The following is a 16,384-nucleotide window of genomic DNA, read 5'->3' as shown; positions in this document are numbered from 1 at the left end:
TCCGGGCACCACTTCAACTTCCAGTGAAGTCCAGCCCAGTAAAACAATTTCTGTCAAACCTAGCAAAATCAACACCCTTTCTTATTTTTACGTCTAGTTTCGTCTGTTGCAATCAAGATGCAGCGAAGGGCATAATTCGGGGCACCTACCATTCGATTACCAGAATGCCCTTAATAATGAAACTAAACGCACGACAAATCGAAACCGCAAAACCCAAAGAAAAAACCTATAAACTCGCCGATGGCGGTGGTCTCTATTTAGAAGTCACTGCTCGCGGATCTAAATACTGGCGGATGAAGTATTACCGCCCGACTGACAAGAAAGAAGACCGTTTGGCATTTGGTGTCTATCCCGCCGTATCATTAGCCGATGCCCGCGCCAAACGGGATGAAGCCAAAAAGCTGATGGCACAAGGCATCGATCCCAAAGCGGAGAAAAAAGGCACACCAACGCCCGCCAAAGTAAATACCTTCGAACAGGTTGCCCGTGCCTGGCATGCCAGTAACAAACGCTGGAGCGACAGCCACCGTCAAAAAGTCCTGCGTAGCCTTGAACAGTACATTTTCCCCCATATCGGCTCTCGCGATATTACCACACTCCGCACCAGCCAGTTGTTAGCGCCAGTCAAAGCCATTGATGAACAGGGTAAACACGATATCGCCCAGCGCCTGCGACAGCGTGTTACTGCCATCATGCGCTATGCCGTCCAGAATGACATTCTAGAATCTAACCCGGCTAATGATATGGCAGGCGCACTCACCACTACAAAATCCCGCCATCACCCTGCCCTGCCCCATGAATACTTGCCTGACCTCCTGAACCGATTATCAGCTTATCGTGGGCGCTTGCTGACCAAGATCGCCGTAGAACTGGCGCTGCTGACGTTTGTCCGCTCCAGTGAGCTGCGATTTGCCCGCTGGCAGGAAATCGACCTTGACAACGCGGTCTGGAAAATTCCCGCTACACGAAAACCCATCAAAGGTGTTCGCTTTTCTGAGCGCGGCATGAAAATGAAAACTGAGCATATTGTGCCCCTGAGCCGTCAAGCGGTCTCGTTATTCAAAGACTTGCACGTACTAAGTGGAAACTGCGAAGTTGTGTTTCCCTGTGATCATGATTCTGCAAAAGTCATGAGTGAAAACACCGTTAATAGCGCGTTACGCAATATGGGCTACGACACCCAGACCGACGTCTGTGGACATGGATTCCGCACAATGGCGCGCGGTGCAATGGGTGAATCTGGCCTGTGGAGCGATGACGCCATCGAGCGCCAGCTCAGTCATATCGAACGCAACAACGTCCGGGCAGCCTATATTCACACCTCTAAGCATCTGGACGAACGGCGGCTGATGGTGCAGTGGTGGGCGGATTATCTGGATGCCAACCGGGAAAAGTCCATCACACCGTATGACTTCGCCAAACCGCTGCGTGACAGAAAAAACCGCTAGTACAATTTGCAACCCGTTAATTTTCATCGGGAGAAAAACAATTAACGCTGTTCATTAAGTCTTGCTTTTTGGAATAATCCGCCTGTCATCAAACAACGTCCACGATGAGCGCTCAAGGACTCGGTAACAGGAGAATTAAACATGACAGTGGCAGAATTAAAAGTAAGCCTGCTCCGTCTGCCGGAAGTGCAACGCAGAACAGGTTACAGCAAAGCGTGGATCTACAAACTGATTAGCGACGGGGCATTCCCGAAGCAGGTCAAGATTGGCCCACGTTCCGTAGCCTTTATTGAAGCCGAAATTGATAACTGGATCGCCCAGCGTATCGCGGAATCACGGGCGGCATAACACAGAAAAGAATATGACATAAGAAACGTAGCATAAAATACAACGCCCCGAAGTGCGACCAACACTGCGAGGCGTTTAACCAACAACCATTAAGAAAGGTAAAAAATTATGGCTGATACACAGCATACCCAAACTCGCCCTAAATTTATACAACAAAAAATATCAAGTAACCAAAAACCACTTGATCTGATCCAAACTGTGAAAACCTCCGCTATGTATTCCTGGGAAAATCTGCTTCCTGCCTGTGGCATTACTATTCCGTCAAAGGGAAAGCATGGTGCCTGCCCTGTCTGTGGCGGTACTGACCGGTTTCACTTTATCGACGATCATCATCATGGCAACTGGCATTGCCGACAGTGTGACGCCCCGAACTATGGTGATGGACTGGATTTAGTGGCAAAAATCAAAGGGATTTCCATCACTGAGGCGGCAAAAGTTGTCGCTAATGTACTGGCGCTACCTTTGCCCGAACACAAGCCAGCCAAAGAAACCCATTATCCAACACAGCCGATTGCCGAAAGGGTGGCGGCGCTGATGGCGCAAACTGTCGTCGGGCAATCGCCCTATCTGGCTGCAAAGGGGCTACAACACCTTGATCAGCGACTACTGTTCGATAATTCGACTGTGCTGGCACTGACAGCACTGGATAAAAAAGTCACAGGGGCGCAGATCATCAAACCCAATGGCGATAAAAAACTCTTATCCGGTAGCCAGAAAAAAGGAGCATTTATTCCCGTGTCAGCACTGGAGGCACACCCGGATACAGTCATTATTACCGAAGGTTACGCCACAGCACTCACGGTTAACCAGCTCTGTAAAGGCACCGTTCTGGCGGCACTGGATGAGGGCAATTTGTATTCTGTTACCAAAGCCGTCCGGGAACGCTGGCCGGACACAAAAATCATTATTGCAGCCGATAATGACTGGCATCGCCCCAACGAACTGGATAAGAACGGGAAACCCAAAGTGAATGTCGGCAAAATCTCGGCAGAAAAAGTTGCCCTTGCGGTGAATGGTTGGGTCACGTTACCACCGGGTGCTGTTAAAGCCGACTGGGATGATTATCGCCAGCATTATGGTATTGAGGCAGCAAAGCAGGCATTCAGTCAGGGTTTGTATCAAGTGGGAAATAAGGTAGCAGTACCAAAAACTGTGGTAATTAATTTAGATGAATGCCGGGAGAAAGAATACGACCCGTTAAAGCCCCATGTCGATATCCGTAAGAAAGGAATTTACTGGGTTGAACCTAAAGAACAAGGCGGCGAGATCGTCGAAGTTGAAAAATGGCTCAGTGATTACATGGAGATAGTGGGTATTGGCAACGATGGCAGCGAAGGTTATCTCATTATTAAGCTACATCAGGAAGGCACGGGAAAATGTATCATTGAAGCCCTGCCGCGCCGCGAAATCGGGATGCCGATCGGTTGGGCAAGATTACGTTCACGGGGCATGAACATTACCGTAAAAAACAGTCTGTTGCCCATTTTGGCTGAACACCTGCAACGCAGCGGCGATCGCCGTGAATGGGTCGTGACACAGAAAGCTGGCTGGCATTGTGGGGCGTATGTCATGCCAGATGGTGAAATCATCGGTCAGCCCTATATGCCCGTGGCGTTCAGTGGCGGTACATCCGCAATTGCCGGTTATGTGGTCAGGGGAAGCACCGAAGAATGGAAAACACACGTTGCCGCATTGCTGCAAGGCAACCGCTCAATGATGCTGGGCGTACTGGTAGGATTGTCTGCCCCGCTTAACTCACTGACCGGCGGTAGCTGCTTTGGTGTGCATTTATTTGCTCAATCCTCAGCAGGGAAAACCACCACTGTTGAGGCTGCCAGCAGCTTATACGGCGATCCCGAAGAACTTAAGTTATCGTGGCACGGCACTAATCACGGTTTAAACAACGAAGCCGCAGCCCGTAATGATGGTTTCATGCCCATTGATGAAATCGGTCAAAGCTCCAACCCGAAAGAGGTCGCAAACAGTGCCTACAGCCTGTTTAACGGTGTCGGTAAAATTCAGGGAAAACGTGAAGGCGGAAACCGTGCCGTGATCCGCTGGAAAATTGCTGCACTTTCAACAGGTGAAGAAGATTTAGAAACATTCCTGATTAAAGGCGGGATCACACCAAAAGCCGGGCAGCTCGTCAGGTTGCTCAGTGTGCCCTTTATTGATACGGAATGTTTCAATGGTCATGAAGATGGTGATTCTCATGCAAGAGCCATTAAACGTGAATCCAAACGTTATTGTGGTGCAGCAGGGCGGGCATGGATTCAATGGTTGTCTGAGCATCAGGAACAGGTCATCGAGCTGACCGCCAGTAAAGAAAAAGAGTGGCTTGATCGCCTGCCAGAAGAAGCCTCTGCCCAAGTCAAGCGTGTTGCCGTTCGTTTCGCGTTACTGGATGCCACAGGAGAACTGGCTGCTCATATCACTGGCTGGAGTAAAGAAGCGAGTCATGCGGCGATAAAGCAAAGTTTCGATGATTGGTTAGCTGATTTTGGTATCGGAAACCGGGAAAAATATCAGGTTATCACGCGAACCCGTGACTTTATCCAGAAATACGGGCTTTCACGCTTCCAGCCTTATACTTACGGCAGGCCAAATGGCGATATTGATACCTCATACGCCATGAGAATTAGTGATCTTGCTGGGTATCTGGTACATAACCGCCGCCATGATGGACAGGCGGAATATCACATTATTCCCAGAGTATTTGAAGCAGAGATATTGCAGGGCTTACAGAAGAAGTCCGGCTTTGAAGCCTTAGAAGAAGTTGGAATGTTGGTTAAAGCAGAGAAAGACCGCTTTATCAGTAAAACTATTTCAGTAAATGGTACTCAAGGGCGTTTTGTCGTCGTCCTTTTCAAGGATGAAGATTAACATCCACGTAGAATTAAAAAAACGTTGGGATAACGGGATATTGGGATAAGAGATATTTATTTTAAACTATATCAATAAGTTATAAATATTTCACTTATCCCGTATTATCCCGCCCTATCCCGTAACATAGCGTGATTACAAAAAGCGATATTATGAAAATAGAGCTTATCCCAAAAAAGATTTTTCTCTGGCAGGTTATAATTTATTGAATTTAAAATGATTTTAAGTATTGATGTTATGTCACGGGATACGCTGGGATAACATGGGATAGGTTAACATTATGAAATATATAATAAATATATCATTTACCCCGTTATCCCGTGAAAATGGGTGTGTTTATATAAAGATAGTCGAGAATAACGGTTATTTTTTTCAGCTCTCCGTCTCACCGGGTTAATACATTAACCCGGTGAGACGGAGAAGACAAGCGCAGCGCGTCAGTGTAACTATGGTTCAAAATGACCGCTATTCAGACTTAAGCAAGAAATCCTTTCTGGCTGGCAATCAGTTTAGCCCCGCAAGCTGTGCTCATGCCTTCCAAAGCAATCTGTTTACCCTTATATTTTAAAGATTCACTCCCTTCCACTATTGGGAATGTGTCTTCACATTTTGGACAAACAACTAAATCACCTTTACCAGCAATAGGAATCCCTTGATAGACATAACCATCAATAGCGGTGATCACTGTACCACCGTGATCAGTGGTATCGTTTAACCGGATAACAGCTTTATTTGGCATATTGACTCCTTCCTCAATTGGATAAAATATTTCTATGTTATTTAAGCAGTATTTTCAAATACTCTTTAATATTTTTTTCCATTTCCATAATTAATGCATCAGTGTCAGAATAATATTGTTTAAACAATTTTGTGTTTAAATGAGGTAAAAAAATATCTTGATCGAATTCATGCCCTAATAAAAACATGATTAGTGTTATAAATGCTGAATGATTGGAGTTTTCTATACCATACTGATTAGATTTTTCAATACCAAGTCGGATAAAATGTTTGATATTATTCTGTTCAATATATTGATATTTTTGTGGGAATAGCGATTTTAACAGTATGGATACATTATTTTCATAGGTATTCCATTGAACATTTAAATGTTCAATATTGATGTTTTGAAATTTAATAATATTGGCTTTCAAATTTTCATCTTGTTCACCATGCACCCTACTTAAATATCGAGTAACCTCATGATAAAGCAAAGTTGTTTTTTCTAACTGCCCAATATTAGAGTTATTATTGAGTATTATTTTTATCCATGCATATTGTGGATCAGTGTGAAAATCTGTACCAAATAAAATAAGTAGATCTGTATAAATCTGAACAGGCCCGCGTTGATCAAAACCCTCATTTTTTGCTTTTTCTATTGCATTTTTTAGCGCTAATTTTAAACCATCTTTACCTAACTTTATTTCAAGGTAGGGATAGGATTCATTACAATGCGCGACTAATTCATCAATATAAGCATTTAATGAATTATTTTGTAACCTATTCCATTGTTCTTCATTAATTTCTATTGTCATATTTATGGTATCTCCGATTATAATAGTTAAACACTATAACTTCTGGTTAATATATTACTTATATAATTTAAGATCCAGCAGCTATTTTTCAAAATTCATTATTTATATAAATCAATTTTTCCTGCGAGGTAGTCTCTGTATGTCATGATGTTTTTATTGTTCTTATGCCATTCATTTTCTCTGTAAATAGAATAAAAATGGTCGTACATATATCCTCCATCAGATGTTCTTCTCCTTATAAGCAATTCATACCTTTTTCCTTTATGAGTAAATTTAATCAAGAAAAAATCGTGTGTTGGTTTTAGTGATTCCTCATTAAATTCACTATATATATATTCATAATTTATTTTATCTTTCATTAAATCAAGGGTATTTATGCGACCAATGTTTCTTAATTCATGTAACTCAGGGAAAGAGCTTCCTAGATCATCAAGCGCAAACAGTAATGGTCGTATTATTTTCAGAGCATTCAAAACATCAATTTTATCAATGGAATCAATTGGAGTATATTTTTTATTAATAATAAAAAAATCACTAACTTTAATATACTGAGAAGTAGATAACCACTCACTGGCATCAAACCAAACTTTTTTATTAGGGTATTCTGATGGTTCTTCACCATATGCTGGAACAAGTATAGCCATTTGATACTTTTGCATATACATAAAGTAACTTACTGATAAAGATGGGACTATTAAAAAAGCCATTATGATAAATAGTTTTATTTTAGATGTTTTCATGATTTCCACTTAGTATATTTATAATTCCGTGGTCTATTTTCAAAAAGTTTTATTTTTCTCACTATAATTACTGGAAAAACACCGTCTTATTGTATTGAGATTCCAGCAATTATAGATTTCAATATTTATTATTTATATGAATCAATTTTTCCTGCAAGATAATCTCTGTATGTTAAAAAATTCATATTGGATTTATACCATTCACCTTCTTTGTAAATTCCACTAAGTGAAGTATACAAATATGTTCCATTACATATTTTTCTTATCATTTCAACTTCATATTTATTTCCATTGTATAGAAATGAGATAAGAAAAACATCCTGTTCTGGCTTTAATGATTTTTGATCAAATTGGCTATATATGTATTCATAGCTAATTTTATTTTCGATTAAATCAGAAAATTCTAAAGCATCCATATTTCTTAATTTTCGTAGTTCAGGAAAGTCACTTTCTAATTTATCAATTTCAAACTGCAATTCTGTTGTTATATATATAGTATTTAAATCTTCTATAGGATTTATTTTTTTATTAATCAGAAAGAAATCATTAACTTTAATATACTGAGGATTTTTCAACCACTCGCTGGCATCAAATACAACTTTTTTTGATGGAAAATCTATAGATTTTTCATCATACACTGAAACATTAACAGCCATTTGATATTTTTGCATATACATATAGTAAAATCCTAACAGAAGTAAAAGTAAAATTATTAAAATAATTATTCTGATAAATAATTTTTTATTATGTAACCTCATGATTTCCACTCAACAGGTTTGTAATTTTGTAATCCTTTTTTTAACCCAAGAGGATCACTTGCTGTCCCAGGTAAATGCCAAGAACCATTCGGAGCAATAGGGCCATTACCTTTACTTTTATTTGATTCCCGTACTGTTACATCAGTGTTCCGATTTTTCATTATATCATAATCTTTCGGTTTTTCTGGTGGTTTAGCATTTACATTACCTTTTGCCTTTTCTTTTTTATAAACTTCAAGATCAGCTTTATATTTTTTTATCACGGTATCATATTCCTCTGCCTCTTTTATCTCTTTTCCCGTTCCATAAACGCTGTCATAAAGAGAACGCATCTCAAAAGCTTTCACCTCAATATCCCATGTATTCGCCATCCGTTGAGCGGGGCTTTTATCCTGACCAGCATCTTTACCAGTCAAATCATCACCACTTACCGAAATACCTGCACGACAAGCATATGTTGTTAGTTTAGAATCAAAGTCAAATATCGACTCATATACCTTTTCGATTTCTTTCGGTCCGAATAAACCATCATCTTCATTATCTCCTGCATAATGAAACGAGGCATAATCAATGATGCCATGACAGAAAAAAACCATTTCCTTAATTAACCTTTTTTTCTGTTTTCTCAAATTTAAAAAATCAATAAACTCCTGTATATTTTTAACATAATGAATACGACCACCTAATTTTTTAGTATAGTCATTAATTCTCTCAATATCCTTTTCCGTATGTCCTAACTGAAATACTACCATAATGCGCTGAACTGCATGATCGCCCTGGCTTGGTTTAGGGAAAAGCTGCAACTGATATAATCCACAATTAATAAAACGGTACTGATTTCCCTCTGATTCTTTTAAAAAGTGATTCCTCTCCAAAACTGTCCTTTTAATTCCTCCCGGAATTGCATCGACAGTATGTATCCAGGGTGCTGTTCTAGCACCAACCACGGTAATATAATCATAACCACTAATATAAGGTTTCTCTGTAGTTGGCTCACCGGTATTTGTAATAAGGCTGATTTTTCTTTCTTCAAGTTCTTTCAATGAACCAAAATTACCGCCCCTTCGTTCATAGCTTTTAGCCAGTTTTCCGACCAGTACGGTTACCTCTTCAGGCTGTTTAGTCATAATACGGTCGGTTTCACCTTTTCCATTGGTTTTACCGAATCCTCTGGCAGGAATGGAGATATAAGCATAAGGCACATTACTGACATTAACCTGATTCTCAATCGGTAATAATTTTAGCTGATGGCTGAATTTTTGATTGCATTTCACGCCCGGATCGCCCACTTTCCCTGAACAATTGGGAACTCTTGTGGGATGAGTCATTTTACTCTTTTGAGCCTCAATACTTTTGGAGGCTTTATTTTTCAAATCAGAGAAGACTGAAGTAATACTGTTTTTGTCCATAGCCATTAGTTTCCTTTCACGATGTGATGATTGTTATCAAGTTGATAACTCCACTCTTCAATATCTTTAGTGAACGCAGTTAACTGTTCCGGTGTAAAGATATGCGGGATTTGATGCAGAACGCGGGGATCGTAAAAACGCAATAATGCGGTTTTACCTGTCTTTAAGCGGATATTTAACTGTGATTCGAGATGGCGGGTTAGTTTGTCCAATGACAGTGTTGAGTACAGCCATGAAACTGCCGGTGCGACGCTTTCCAGCCGTAAGAATTTTTCTTCCCATGCCTGAGCCTGATTCATATCAAATAACCACGGCCCGGCAAAGGCGATTTCCGCATCCGGGAATTGCCGGAATAACGGATTGTTCGCACCTTCAAGATAAGTCAATTCGTCACCAAAGCAGCGCTCGTACTGTAAACCGTCCACCAACGCATATAATTTTATCTCCGGGCTGGTTTCCCGGTATTTTTCCCATTTTTCCTTTAACGTAGCCGTCATCATTCTCCCCTCATGACCATCACAGAACCTGCTGATGCCGCTGCCATTAGGCAGGACAGGCAAATTTTTTCCGGCGGCACGGTAACCCTTTTTTCCGCCTGAGCTACATTAATGGGTGACAGTTTATCCAGCATATCCGGTAACTTGCCGCCCCAGCCTGAGCCATTACCCGGCGCACCGCTACCAAAGTTAACCGCAGCGCTGCTGGTGATCCCGCCTGCATCAATTTTCAGAAAATGCCCTGCGGCCTGAATGGTCAGTTCAGAACCCGCATCAATCACGACCTTAGCGCCGGAACTCAGATGAATTTCATTGCCACTTTGTGTCAGCAAGGCATCGTCTGCCTTGATATGGAGCTTTTTCCCGGTTGACAGGGAAATATCATTGTTTGCCTGGACACGGTATTCATTATCCACGCGTAAATGCGCATCATTTTTAATATGGTGTGTGCGGTTATGACCAATATTGCTGGTTTCATCATTGAGTACCTGACTTTTCATGTCCTTTTGCGCATGAATAAACACTTCCTCACTGCCTTTGGCATCTTCAAAGCGCAGTTCGTTAAAGCCTTCCCCTTTGTGGGTTTTGGTCTTAAACGTGGTGCGGGTCTTGGCGGCTGGTAAATCCAATGGTGGTCGGTTGACGGCATTGTAGACGCATCCCGTGACAATGGGCCGGTCAATATCGCCATTGAGGTAAGAGACAATGACTTCCTGCCCGATGCGCGGAATAGCCATAAAGCCAAAACCGTTGCCATTCCAGCCCTGAGCCACCCGAACCCAGCAGGACGCGCTGTCATTGGCCTTGTCGTAGCGGTTCCAGTGGAAATGGACTTTTATCGCGCCGTCTTTGTTAACGAAGATTTCTTCCCCTTCCGGCCCGACCACCGTCGCACTTTCATCACCGTCAGCCAGCGGTTTGTAGTGGAAAGGCGGACGCCAGTCCGCCAGGCCATCCATAAAGCCGAATTGGTTGCTCAGTGTGGTGCCTTCACCGCCGTTGTCTCCCAGTGCCTGCGGGCAGCGTCCGTGGTGGCTGATTGTGATAATCTGCCAGCGCGCATTCAATGGCGCGTGCGGGTGATTGTCGATTTCGAAGATTTTGCCCGGCATCAGTTTGATGCAGTTGCTGCTGCCGCTGCCGTTTTGACGCTGGGTATCAAACGCCTCATGGCGATATTTAACAAACGGGATCGCGGCCGCATCGCGTTGAAAACGGCCATAGCTTTCATAGATGGTATACGGGCTGGTTGCACCAAATTCCCGCAGCGCCGGACTGCTTTCCATATGGGACAGGGCGTAAAACGGGTGGGCCGGGGTGTAATCTTTGTGGATACTGCGCAGCGGTGCCATGCCGACCCCCAGCCGCACCTGATAAAGGGTGTCGATACCGTGGGCCGTTTCCGGCTGTGGGTTGTATTGTAGCGGCAGGTTAGCGGTCATTCCCAGATGGCTGTCACTGAAAAATAACTTTTCATCCTCAAACCAGAAACTGATACCTTCTTCCGCGGCCAGCCGGCAGAAAAACGCATAATCGGATTCCCGTTTCTGGGTGGTGTATTCCCTGCTCTGGTGCGCGTCTTCCAGTTGGGAATCTGCGCGAACTTTATGTTTTTTCAGCAACAGCTTCATGATATCCGGCACACTCTGGCGGTGGTAAATATGGCTGTCCTGATTGAGGGTCAGCCGCCAGAGGAACGGACGTACGGTGAAGGTGTACAGGGTCTTATTGCCATCGGTGCCGCACCAGTCAGCATGGGAAATAATCCCGGTGATTTTGCGTTGTTCCGTTTCACCGTGGAAGACCTGTAATACCGCTTCCTGCATCAGCAGCGCAGTTAAATCGATTTCCGGCCTAGGTTTAAAGGGATTGGCTGGTAGAGACTGAACCAACGTCAGGTTCAGGGTAAAGAGGTCAGAAAGCCCTTCCCGCAGGGTAAACTCCGCCACGGCAAAAGTATTTTCGGGTAAATTCCCTATCCGGCAAACAAAACGTAATCCACTTTTTAGCATGGTTATTTCCTTATTTTTCTGTTCTTACCACATTACATTTCACTGCGCAGGCCAAGCTGCTGCTTGAATTCCCATAACACTGTCTGCCCACCCTGCCGATAAATTTCTAACATGATGAAATTATCCCGCACGACAAAGCACGCCAGCAGTTGGTCAACCATCCGGCAAAACTGATACATCACGCCGTCATTTTCATAACACGCCGGATCAAGGTAGATGTGCAAGGTGTTGCCATTAATCACGCGTCCCTGACCCGATTTGGTGTTGTCAAGGCGGCTGCCCGGCAGGGCGTCAATATGGACAATGCCGTTAATGTGCTGCTGCATCCGGCGGCTGAGGGCGCGATCATGGCCGGCATAACAATCATATAAACGGAGAAAATCTTTCAGTAATTCAGCATGGAAAAGCAAAAATGGCGGACAGTTTAAGAGGTTAATCAATGACCAGTCTGATTTTCCCATTACCATCGGCGGAAAATCGGGGGAAACCGGCGTGATATTGCTCGCGTATAAATGCGCGGGCACCGATTCTTGTGTCAGCGTAATGTCACCGATACCCAGCTTCATGGCCTGCACATGGTAGCCGATGAAGTGGGCACATATGGACTGGGGTGACAGGCTATTCGCCGCTTTCCCATCCATCCCGAAAAAGTGTATCTGGTTGTAAAGGCGCCCCAGTAAATCGTCGGTTATCAGTGACTGAAAATAGACGTTATCGGGTTCACTGGCATCCAGCAGCCAGTCGTTTTTGGCGTGAAACTGGCTAATTGGCAGGAAATGACTGGGTTTGCCACGCGGTGCGCTGCCCTGAGCATTTTTCTCACCCGGTTGTTTCGCGGTTTGGATGCTTTTAACACGAAAAAGCCGCTCCGTTTCTGCCAGAGGCAGCGGATAACACGGGTTATCGGGCGTGAGAGATACAGGTGGGCTGACCATCGGCACCAGATGCACCGCCGGGACACAACCCAACTGAAAGGCATCGCCCAAATCATCGATTGGCAGCTCGCCTTGCAGACGGATAACCAACTCACAGCTGCCATCTGGGTTTAATGCCAAATCGCATTGCTTATTGATAGCTAACGTCATGAAGTTAAACACATGAGGCAGGCAATAAAACTCAGTCATCTGTTGCAGACGAGCGAATAGCAGGTTTTCAGTGGGCAACAGGGGCTGCTGGAAATTTTCAGACCAGCCCAGAAACTTACTGTTTCGGAGTCTTTTTTCATCCTCTGTCGTGCGTAGGTAGATCTCATCAATGTGCGCATCCAACCACAAACTTAATTGTGCCGCCCGGTATGGATCGGTGCCCAGAAAGAAATACAGCTTTCCGCCTGACCAGGCGGTCGGGGTATTTCCTGTCTGGTGCAGCGTCAGCACAATATCACTGTATTCCCGTGTCTTTTGGATTTGTTTATCCCGCACCACAAATGGCTCGATATGCAAGGGGCGGCAGGTGTGAAACGGTAAATTTTGTTCCTCTTGTACCGCGGTTATTGGTGTGCCCTGTGGAATATTGACCGCGCCCTGATGAATACCCTTATGGGGGCTGAATTGAATGATCGTGGTCGGGGGGACGGGACGCAGGGCATGCGGCCAGATGCGATCCAACATTTCATGGGTAACTTGCGGAAAGTCGTCTTCAACGGTGCTACGCACATTTGAAGACAGGAGAGCAGTACCTTCCAGTAAACGCTGGATATCCGGGTCATTGGGATGACCCAGAAATGGGGCTAAATGCGGGTTTTCGGCGGCGGCTAACTTCATCTTTTCGCGCAGGTAGGCCAGCTCTTGCAGGTACAGCGATTCCTTCCGATTTTTCATGTTTTTCTTCCATATAGCGGTATTCAAACTATTCACTTATCGGTATTTAATTGAAAATCTTTATGAATAATAAAGAAAATTTCGTTTCTTTGCGTATCGCGCGGAATTATACGTTAATTTAATTAATAAATTTCGATTTTTGTCTCAAATACAGAGTTTAAGCAACATTTTAAAATACAGGCTCAGCAACCCATTGACCTTATCCGGCTCAGCCGTTAACATCTTTCCTGTACCTTAATGATCTCATCGCCTGCAAAGATCGCCTTCGGGTGGCGAAGCAAAACTCCCGTAGCCTGAAAGGGAGAGCAAACATTGCGGTACATCTGCCCACCTTTGGAAGCAGATATTGTCAGACATAAACCCCTTGTCTGGTGATGAAGGTTTCTTAAACTAAAAATACACTCAAAAAGTGTTTTTATATTGCCAATCAAGTGTAGTAAACATTAGATCATGCACTTATCTTTCATATCAACATAAAGCCTATTTTCCTTTATCCTCAATGGATAACAGGATGGCTTTCGCGCATCCGATTCATACTTCTCGCTATCTCTGCTTGAATTATTCAGCAGATAAATTTTCTGCACCTAAACAATTAACTCATTGCTACCGTTTGACACTTAACCTTGCGGCATTTTGCTGTGCCTGATGGCATTTCAACGTTGCATAACTTTTGCTGACTATTTGTGGAACACAAGGCGTCACTTTTGGCAGGTTTACCGCTGAAAGTGACGCCGCAGCTAAAGAACCACGCAACTCTAACAGGCTCACGCCTGCTTCACCACACAGTGAATCTGACACTGCATTTTTAGATTGAAAAAGGAGAACTTGACGATATCGAGGCTGGCTTTTTGCCGGTGGGGATGACCTGCTCATGCAGGCGGCAGTACCGCGTACTCAACCGATACCCCGCAATACCTCAACCTGCGTTCACTCTGGCGCACAGATATCCGTCAAGGGCAAGGCCGGCATTTTCTGTTTTGCCACACTGTCGCGCGCCAGAGTTCGCATGTTGTCAGGTATCAATAAGAGGAAGCCAATGAGCCGATTGATTAAGGAATTAAAATTTTTTGCCCGGCAAGGGGGCGGTAGCCATAAAACCTGTCATGACCGTATTCGGATCGCAGGGCGTTTGAGCGCGTTGTTGTTGAGCCTGAATATTCAGGTGAAAAGCCTCAGCCATTTGAAAGCCAAACATGTAGAACAGTATGTTAGTGCCCGTTTATCTCAAGGTATTGCTAAACGAACGGTGCAAAATGAAATGTCCGCACTGCGTAATATCTTCCGCATGGCGGGCCGGGAGAAACTGGAAACCTCTCCGCGCTTGAGTAATCAGGCATTGGGCTTAAGCGGCACTAGCCGCGCCGGAACGAAACAGGCGATCCCTGATGCCACGTTTCAGGTTGTTTATCAGAAAGCACTTGAACGTGATGCTGGGTTTGCCGTCACATTGAAACTTGCCCGTTTGATGGGGCTACGTTCTCAGGAAGCGGTGCAATGCAGTGCTTCATTGAAAAGTTGGTACAAACAGTTAGATCAACCAGAACCAAAACTGCATGTTGTTTTCGGGACAAAAGGTGGTCGGCCAAGGCAAACCCGCGTACTGGATGTCGCAGCGGTAAAAGAAGCTGTTGAGCAGGCCATTGCTATTGCAGAACAACGTGGCGACAGGCTGATTGATAAGCCAGACCTCAAACAAGCCATGAACTACTGGCGGACACAGACTACAAAGATCGGTTTAACAGGCTGTCATTCTCCCCATAGTTTGCGCTATGCGTGGGCACAGGATGCATTGGCTTTTTACCAACAGAATGGTTTTAGCCGTCAGGAAGCTCGGGCACTGGTTTCAATGGATTTGGGGCATGGTGATGGTCGTGGGCGTTACGTTGAGCGGGTTTATAGTCGTTAAACTTAGTTGTTTAGTTATTGAGTCCAATAAAACAATCAGTTAAAGTATTCCTGCCATTGGCAAATACCAATGGTCAGGGATTTGCAACCCTGCGAAAATACCCCACTGGTAGGAAATTTCTACCAGTGTGTTTGCTATCGCCCTTTCAATGGCGGTTTAGACAGGGGAGGCTTCGGCCTCGCCGGTTGGGTATTTTCCGGTATTGCAAACCCTGTCTGAATCGCCACCATCAATATTAATTAATGGAAGGGGTAGCAGGAATGAATAACAACCATATTCAAAATGACTGGCATCAGGCCGATATCATCGCAGCATTACGTAAACGTGGTACAACCTTAGCGGCGCTCTCCCGTGAGACGGGACTCAGTTCATCAACCCTAGCAAATGCACTCAGCAGACAGTGGCCTAAAGGCGAATGGATCATTGCGAACTATCTTGGTGTCCATCCCTCAGAAATCTGGCCCAGCCGCTATTTTGATAAACAGGGTCAACTGATTGAGCGTAAAATTCGCAGTAAACCCCAGGAATAACCCGCTGTAATTTGTGATCGATGTCGTAAAAATGAATATTTTTTATCTTAAGCCCTGAGCGTAAAATGGCAGCAAAATCTGACCATTTTTAACCCTCACGGCTTTTTTGCTTTAAAATGGTTGAAAATCACACAATAAACGATATAAATAAGTTAAATCAGTCAGATAGGCAAGAAAAAGCAAGGAAAAAAATCTAGGGGCATTAAAAGGGGCATAAAAGGAAAGTCAGGTTATAGACTTTGATTATTCAACAAGTTATAATGTTTTTCGATTCCGCCTCCGGCACCAAGTTTCCATACGGGTTTGTCCTAGGTTGTTAAATTTCCTGACAAAAGCGCGAAAAAGAATCAATCGTTAATTAAATGTTAGAGCCTAATCAGTTCAATTTGTACTGTTAAGGTTAATTAGAACATTTAAGACAAGATGACAGGGTAGCTATTTTAACAGTTACCCTTTTCTTGTTTAAGGTAATGATTTCAGTAATTGATTCTGATGTCAAGT

Annotated in this window: 14 protein-coding genes; 5 read left to right on the top strand and 9 right to left on the bottom strand. The window is 43.9% G+C overall.

The genetic code is table 11. The features are described from left to right. The first annotated feature begins 176 nt into the window (after positions 1-176). The 3 genes from IQ209_RS17095 to IQ209_RS17085 all read left to right on the top strand — a co-directional run bounded on the left by IQ209_RS17095 (position 177) and on the right by IQ209_RS17085 (position 4,679). Positions 177-1,448 carry an integrase arm-type DNA-binding domain-containing protein gene (locus tag IQ209_RS17095; RefSeq protein WP_193852402.1) on the top strand — a complete coding sequence of 424 codons (1,272 nt, stop codon included), beginning with the start codon at positions 177-179 and terminating at the stop codon, positions 1,446-1,448. Between the two features lie 141 nt (positions 1,449-1,589). Continuing rightward, positions 1,590-1,796, top strand: a complete 207-nt coding sequence (locus IQ209_RS17090) for an AlpA family transcriptional regulator (protein WP_193852401.1) — start codon at positions 1,590-1,592, stop codon at positions 1,794-1,796. A gap of 108 nt (positions 1,797-1,904) precedes the next feature. Further along, positions 1,905-4,679 carry a DUF927 domain-containing protein gene (locus IQ209_RS17085; protein ID WP_193852400.1) on the top strand — a complete coding sequence of 925 codons (2,775 nt, stop codon included), beginning with the start codon at positions 1,905-1,907 and terminating at the stop codon, positions 4,677-4,679. 475 nt (positions 4,680-5,154) lie between these two features. On the opposite strand, the gene IQ209_RS17080 is transcribed toward IQ209_RS17085, so the two are convergent. The 9 genes from IQ209_RS17080 to IQ209_RS17040 form a co-directional block, all read right to left on the bottom strand. Next, the gene (locus IQ209_RS17080; protein ID WP_193852399.1) at positions 5,155-5,418 is read right to left on the bottom strand and encodes a PAAR domain-containing protein; all 264 of its coding nucleotides are present in this window, start codon (positions 5,416-5,418) and stop codon (positions 5,155-5,157) included. 37 nt (positions 5,419-5,455) lie between these two features. Then, a complete protein-coding gene (locus IQ209_RS18490) occupies positions 5,456-6,211 on the bottom strand; it encodes a hypothetical protein (RefSeq protein WP_228005956.1) in 756 nt (251 codons plus the stop codon). Positions 6,212-6,309: 98 nt separating this feature from the next. After that, entirely contained in the window at positions 6,310-6,951 is a 642-nt protein-coding gene (locus tag IQ209_RS17070; RefSeq protein ID WP_193852398.1) for a hypothetical protein, read from the bottom strand. Positions 6,952-7,079: 128 nt separating this feature from the next. Then, positions 7,080-7,628, bottom strand: coding sequence for a hypothetical protein (locus tag IQ209_RS17065; protein ID WP_193852397.1), 549 nt, complete (start codon positions 7,626-7,628; stop codon positions 7,080-7,082). A 77-nt stretch (positions 7,629-7,705) separates the two neighbouring features. Next, a complete protein-coding gene (locus tag IQ209_RS18485; protein ID WP_228005955.1) occupies positions 7,706-9,124 on the bottom strand; it encodes a hypothetical protein in 1,419 nt (472 codons plus the stop codon). Continuing rightward, a complete protein-coding gene (locus IQ209_RS17055; RefSeq protein WP_228005954.1) occupies positions 9,124-9,618 on the bottom strand; it encodes a DUF4123 domain-containing protein in 495 nt (164 codons plus the stop codon). The genes IQ209_RS18485 and IQ209_RS17055 overlap by 1 nt, the downstream gene beginning before the upstream one ends. Beyond that, positions 9,615-11,627: a type VI secretion system tip protein TssI/VgrG gene (gene tssI / locus IQ209_RS17050; RefSeq protein WP_193852395.1), complete on the bottom strand. Its 2,013-nt coding sequence runs from the start codon at positions 11,625-11,627 to the stop codon at positions 9,615-9,617. Before tssI ends, IQ209_RS17055 begins: the two co-directional genes overlap by 4 nt. A gap of 32 nt (positions 11,628-11,659) precedes the next feature. After that, entirely contained in the window at positions 11,660-13,447 is a 1,788-nt protein-coding gene (locus tag IQ209_RS17045; protein WP_193852394.1) for a type VI secretion system baseplate subunit TssF, read from the bottom strand. Between the two features lie 603 nt (positions 13,448-14,050). Next, positions 14,051-14,320, bottom strand: coding sequence for a hypothetical protein (locus tag IQ209_RS17040; RefSeq protein ID WP_193852393.1), 270 nt, complete (start codon positions 14,318-14,320; stop codon positions 14,051-14,053). A 163-nt stretch (positions 14,321-14,483) separates the two neighbouring features. Between IQ209_RS17040 and IQ209_RS17035 the strand changes: the two genes are divergently transcribed. Next, positions 14,484-15,353: an integrase domain-containing protein gene (locus IQ209_RS17035; RefSeq protein ID WP_193852403.1), complete on the top strand. Its 870-nt coding sequence runs from the start codon at positions 14,484-14,486 to the stop codon at positions 15,351-15,353. A gap of 260 nt (positions 15,354-15,613) precedes the next feature. Continuing rightward, on the top strand, positions 15,614-15,883 hold the full coding sequence (locus IQ209_RS17030; protein WP_193852392.1) for a helix-turn-helix transcriptional regulator: 270 nt from the start codon (positions 15,614-15,616) through the stop codon (positions 15,881-15,883). Positions 15,884-16,384: the final 501 nt, after the last annotated feature.

The sequence above is a fragment of the Xenorhabdus sp. BG5 genome, from assembly GCF_015163665.1.
Classification (GTDB): Bacteria; Pseudomonadota; Gammaproteobacteria; order Enterobacterales; family Enterobacteriaceae; genus Xenorhabdus.
Note: the sequence above shows the minus strand (reverse complement) of the source record. Positions and strands in the feature narration are given on the sequence as shown.

What these genes read in the sequence shown, in the direction of transcription:
- IQ209_RS17095 (WP_193852402.1), top strand. Translation starts at nt 177, where the DNA reads ATGAAACTAAACGCACGACAAATCGAAACCGCAAAACCCAAAGAAAAA.
- IQ209_RS17090 (WP_193852401.1), top strand. Translation starts at nt 1,590, where the DNA reads ATGACAGTGGCAGAATTAAAAGTAAGCCTGCTCCGTCTGCCGGAAGTG.
- IQ209_RS17085 (WP_193852400.1), top strand. Translation starts at nt 1,905, where the DNA reads ATGGCTGATACACAGCATACCCAAACTCGCCCTAAATTTATACAACAA.
- IQ209_RS17080 (WP_193852399.1), bottom strand. Translation starts at nt 5,418, where the DNA reads ATGCCAAATAAAGCTGTTATCCGGTTAAACGATACCACTGATCACGGT.
- IQ209_RS18490 (WP_228005956.1), bottom strand. Translation starts at nt 6,211, where the DNA reads ATGACAATAGAAATTAATGAAGAACAATGGAATAGGTTACAAAATAAT.
- IQ209_RS17070 (WP_193852398.1), bottom strand. Translation starts at nt 6,951, where the DNA reads ATGAAAACATCTAAAATAAAACTATTTATCATAATGGCTTTTTTAATA.
- IQ209_RS17065 (WP_193852397.1), bottom strand. Translation starts at nt 7,628, where the DNA reads ATGTATATGCAAAAATATCAAATGGCTGTTAATGTTTCAGTGTATGAT.
- IQ209_RS18485 (WP_228005955.1), bottom strand. Translation starts at nt 9,124, where the DNA reads ATGGCTATGGACAAAAACAGTATTACTTCAGTCTTCTCTGATTTGAAA.
- IQ209_RS17055 (WP_228005954.1), bottom strand. Translation starts at nt 9,618, where the DNA reads ATGATGACGGCTACGTTAAAGGAAAAATGGGAAAAATACCGGGAAACC.
- tssI (WP_193852395.1), bottom strand. Translation starts at nt 11,627, where the DNA reads ATGCTAAAAAGTGGATTACGTTTTGTTTGCCGGATAGGGAATTTACCC.
- IQ209_RS17045 (WP_193852394.1), bottom strand. Translation starts at nt 13,447, where the DNA reads ATGAAAAATCGGAAGGAATCGCTGTACCTGCAAGAGCTGGCCTACCTG.
- IQ209_RS17040 (WP_193852393.1), bottom strand. Translation starts at nt 14,320, where the DNA reads ATGAGCAGGTCATCCCCACCGGCAAAAAGCCAGCCTCGATATCGTCAA.
- IQ209_RS17035 (WP_193852403.1), top strand. Translation starts at nt 14,484, where the DNA reads ATGAGCCGATTGATTAAGGAATTAAAATTTTTTGCCCGGCAAGGGGGC.
- IQ209_RS17030 (WP_193852392.1), top strand. Translation starts at nt 15,614, where the DNA reads ATGAATAACAACCATATTCAAAATGACTGGCATCAGGCCGATATCATC.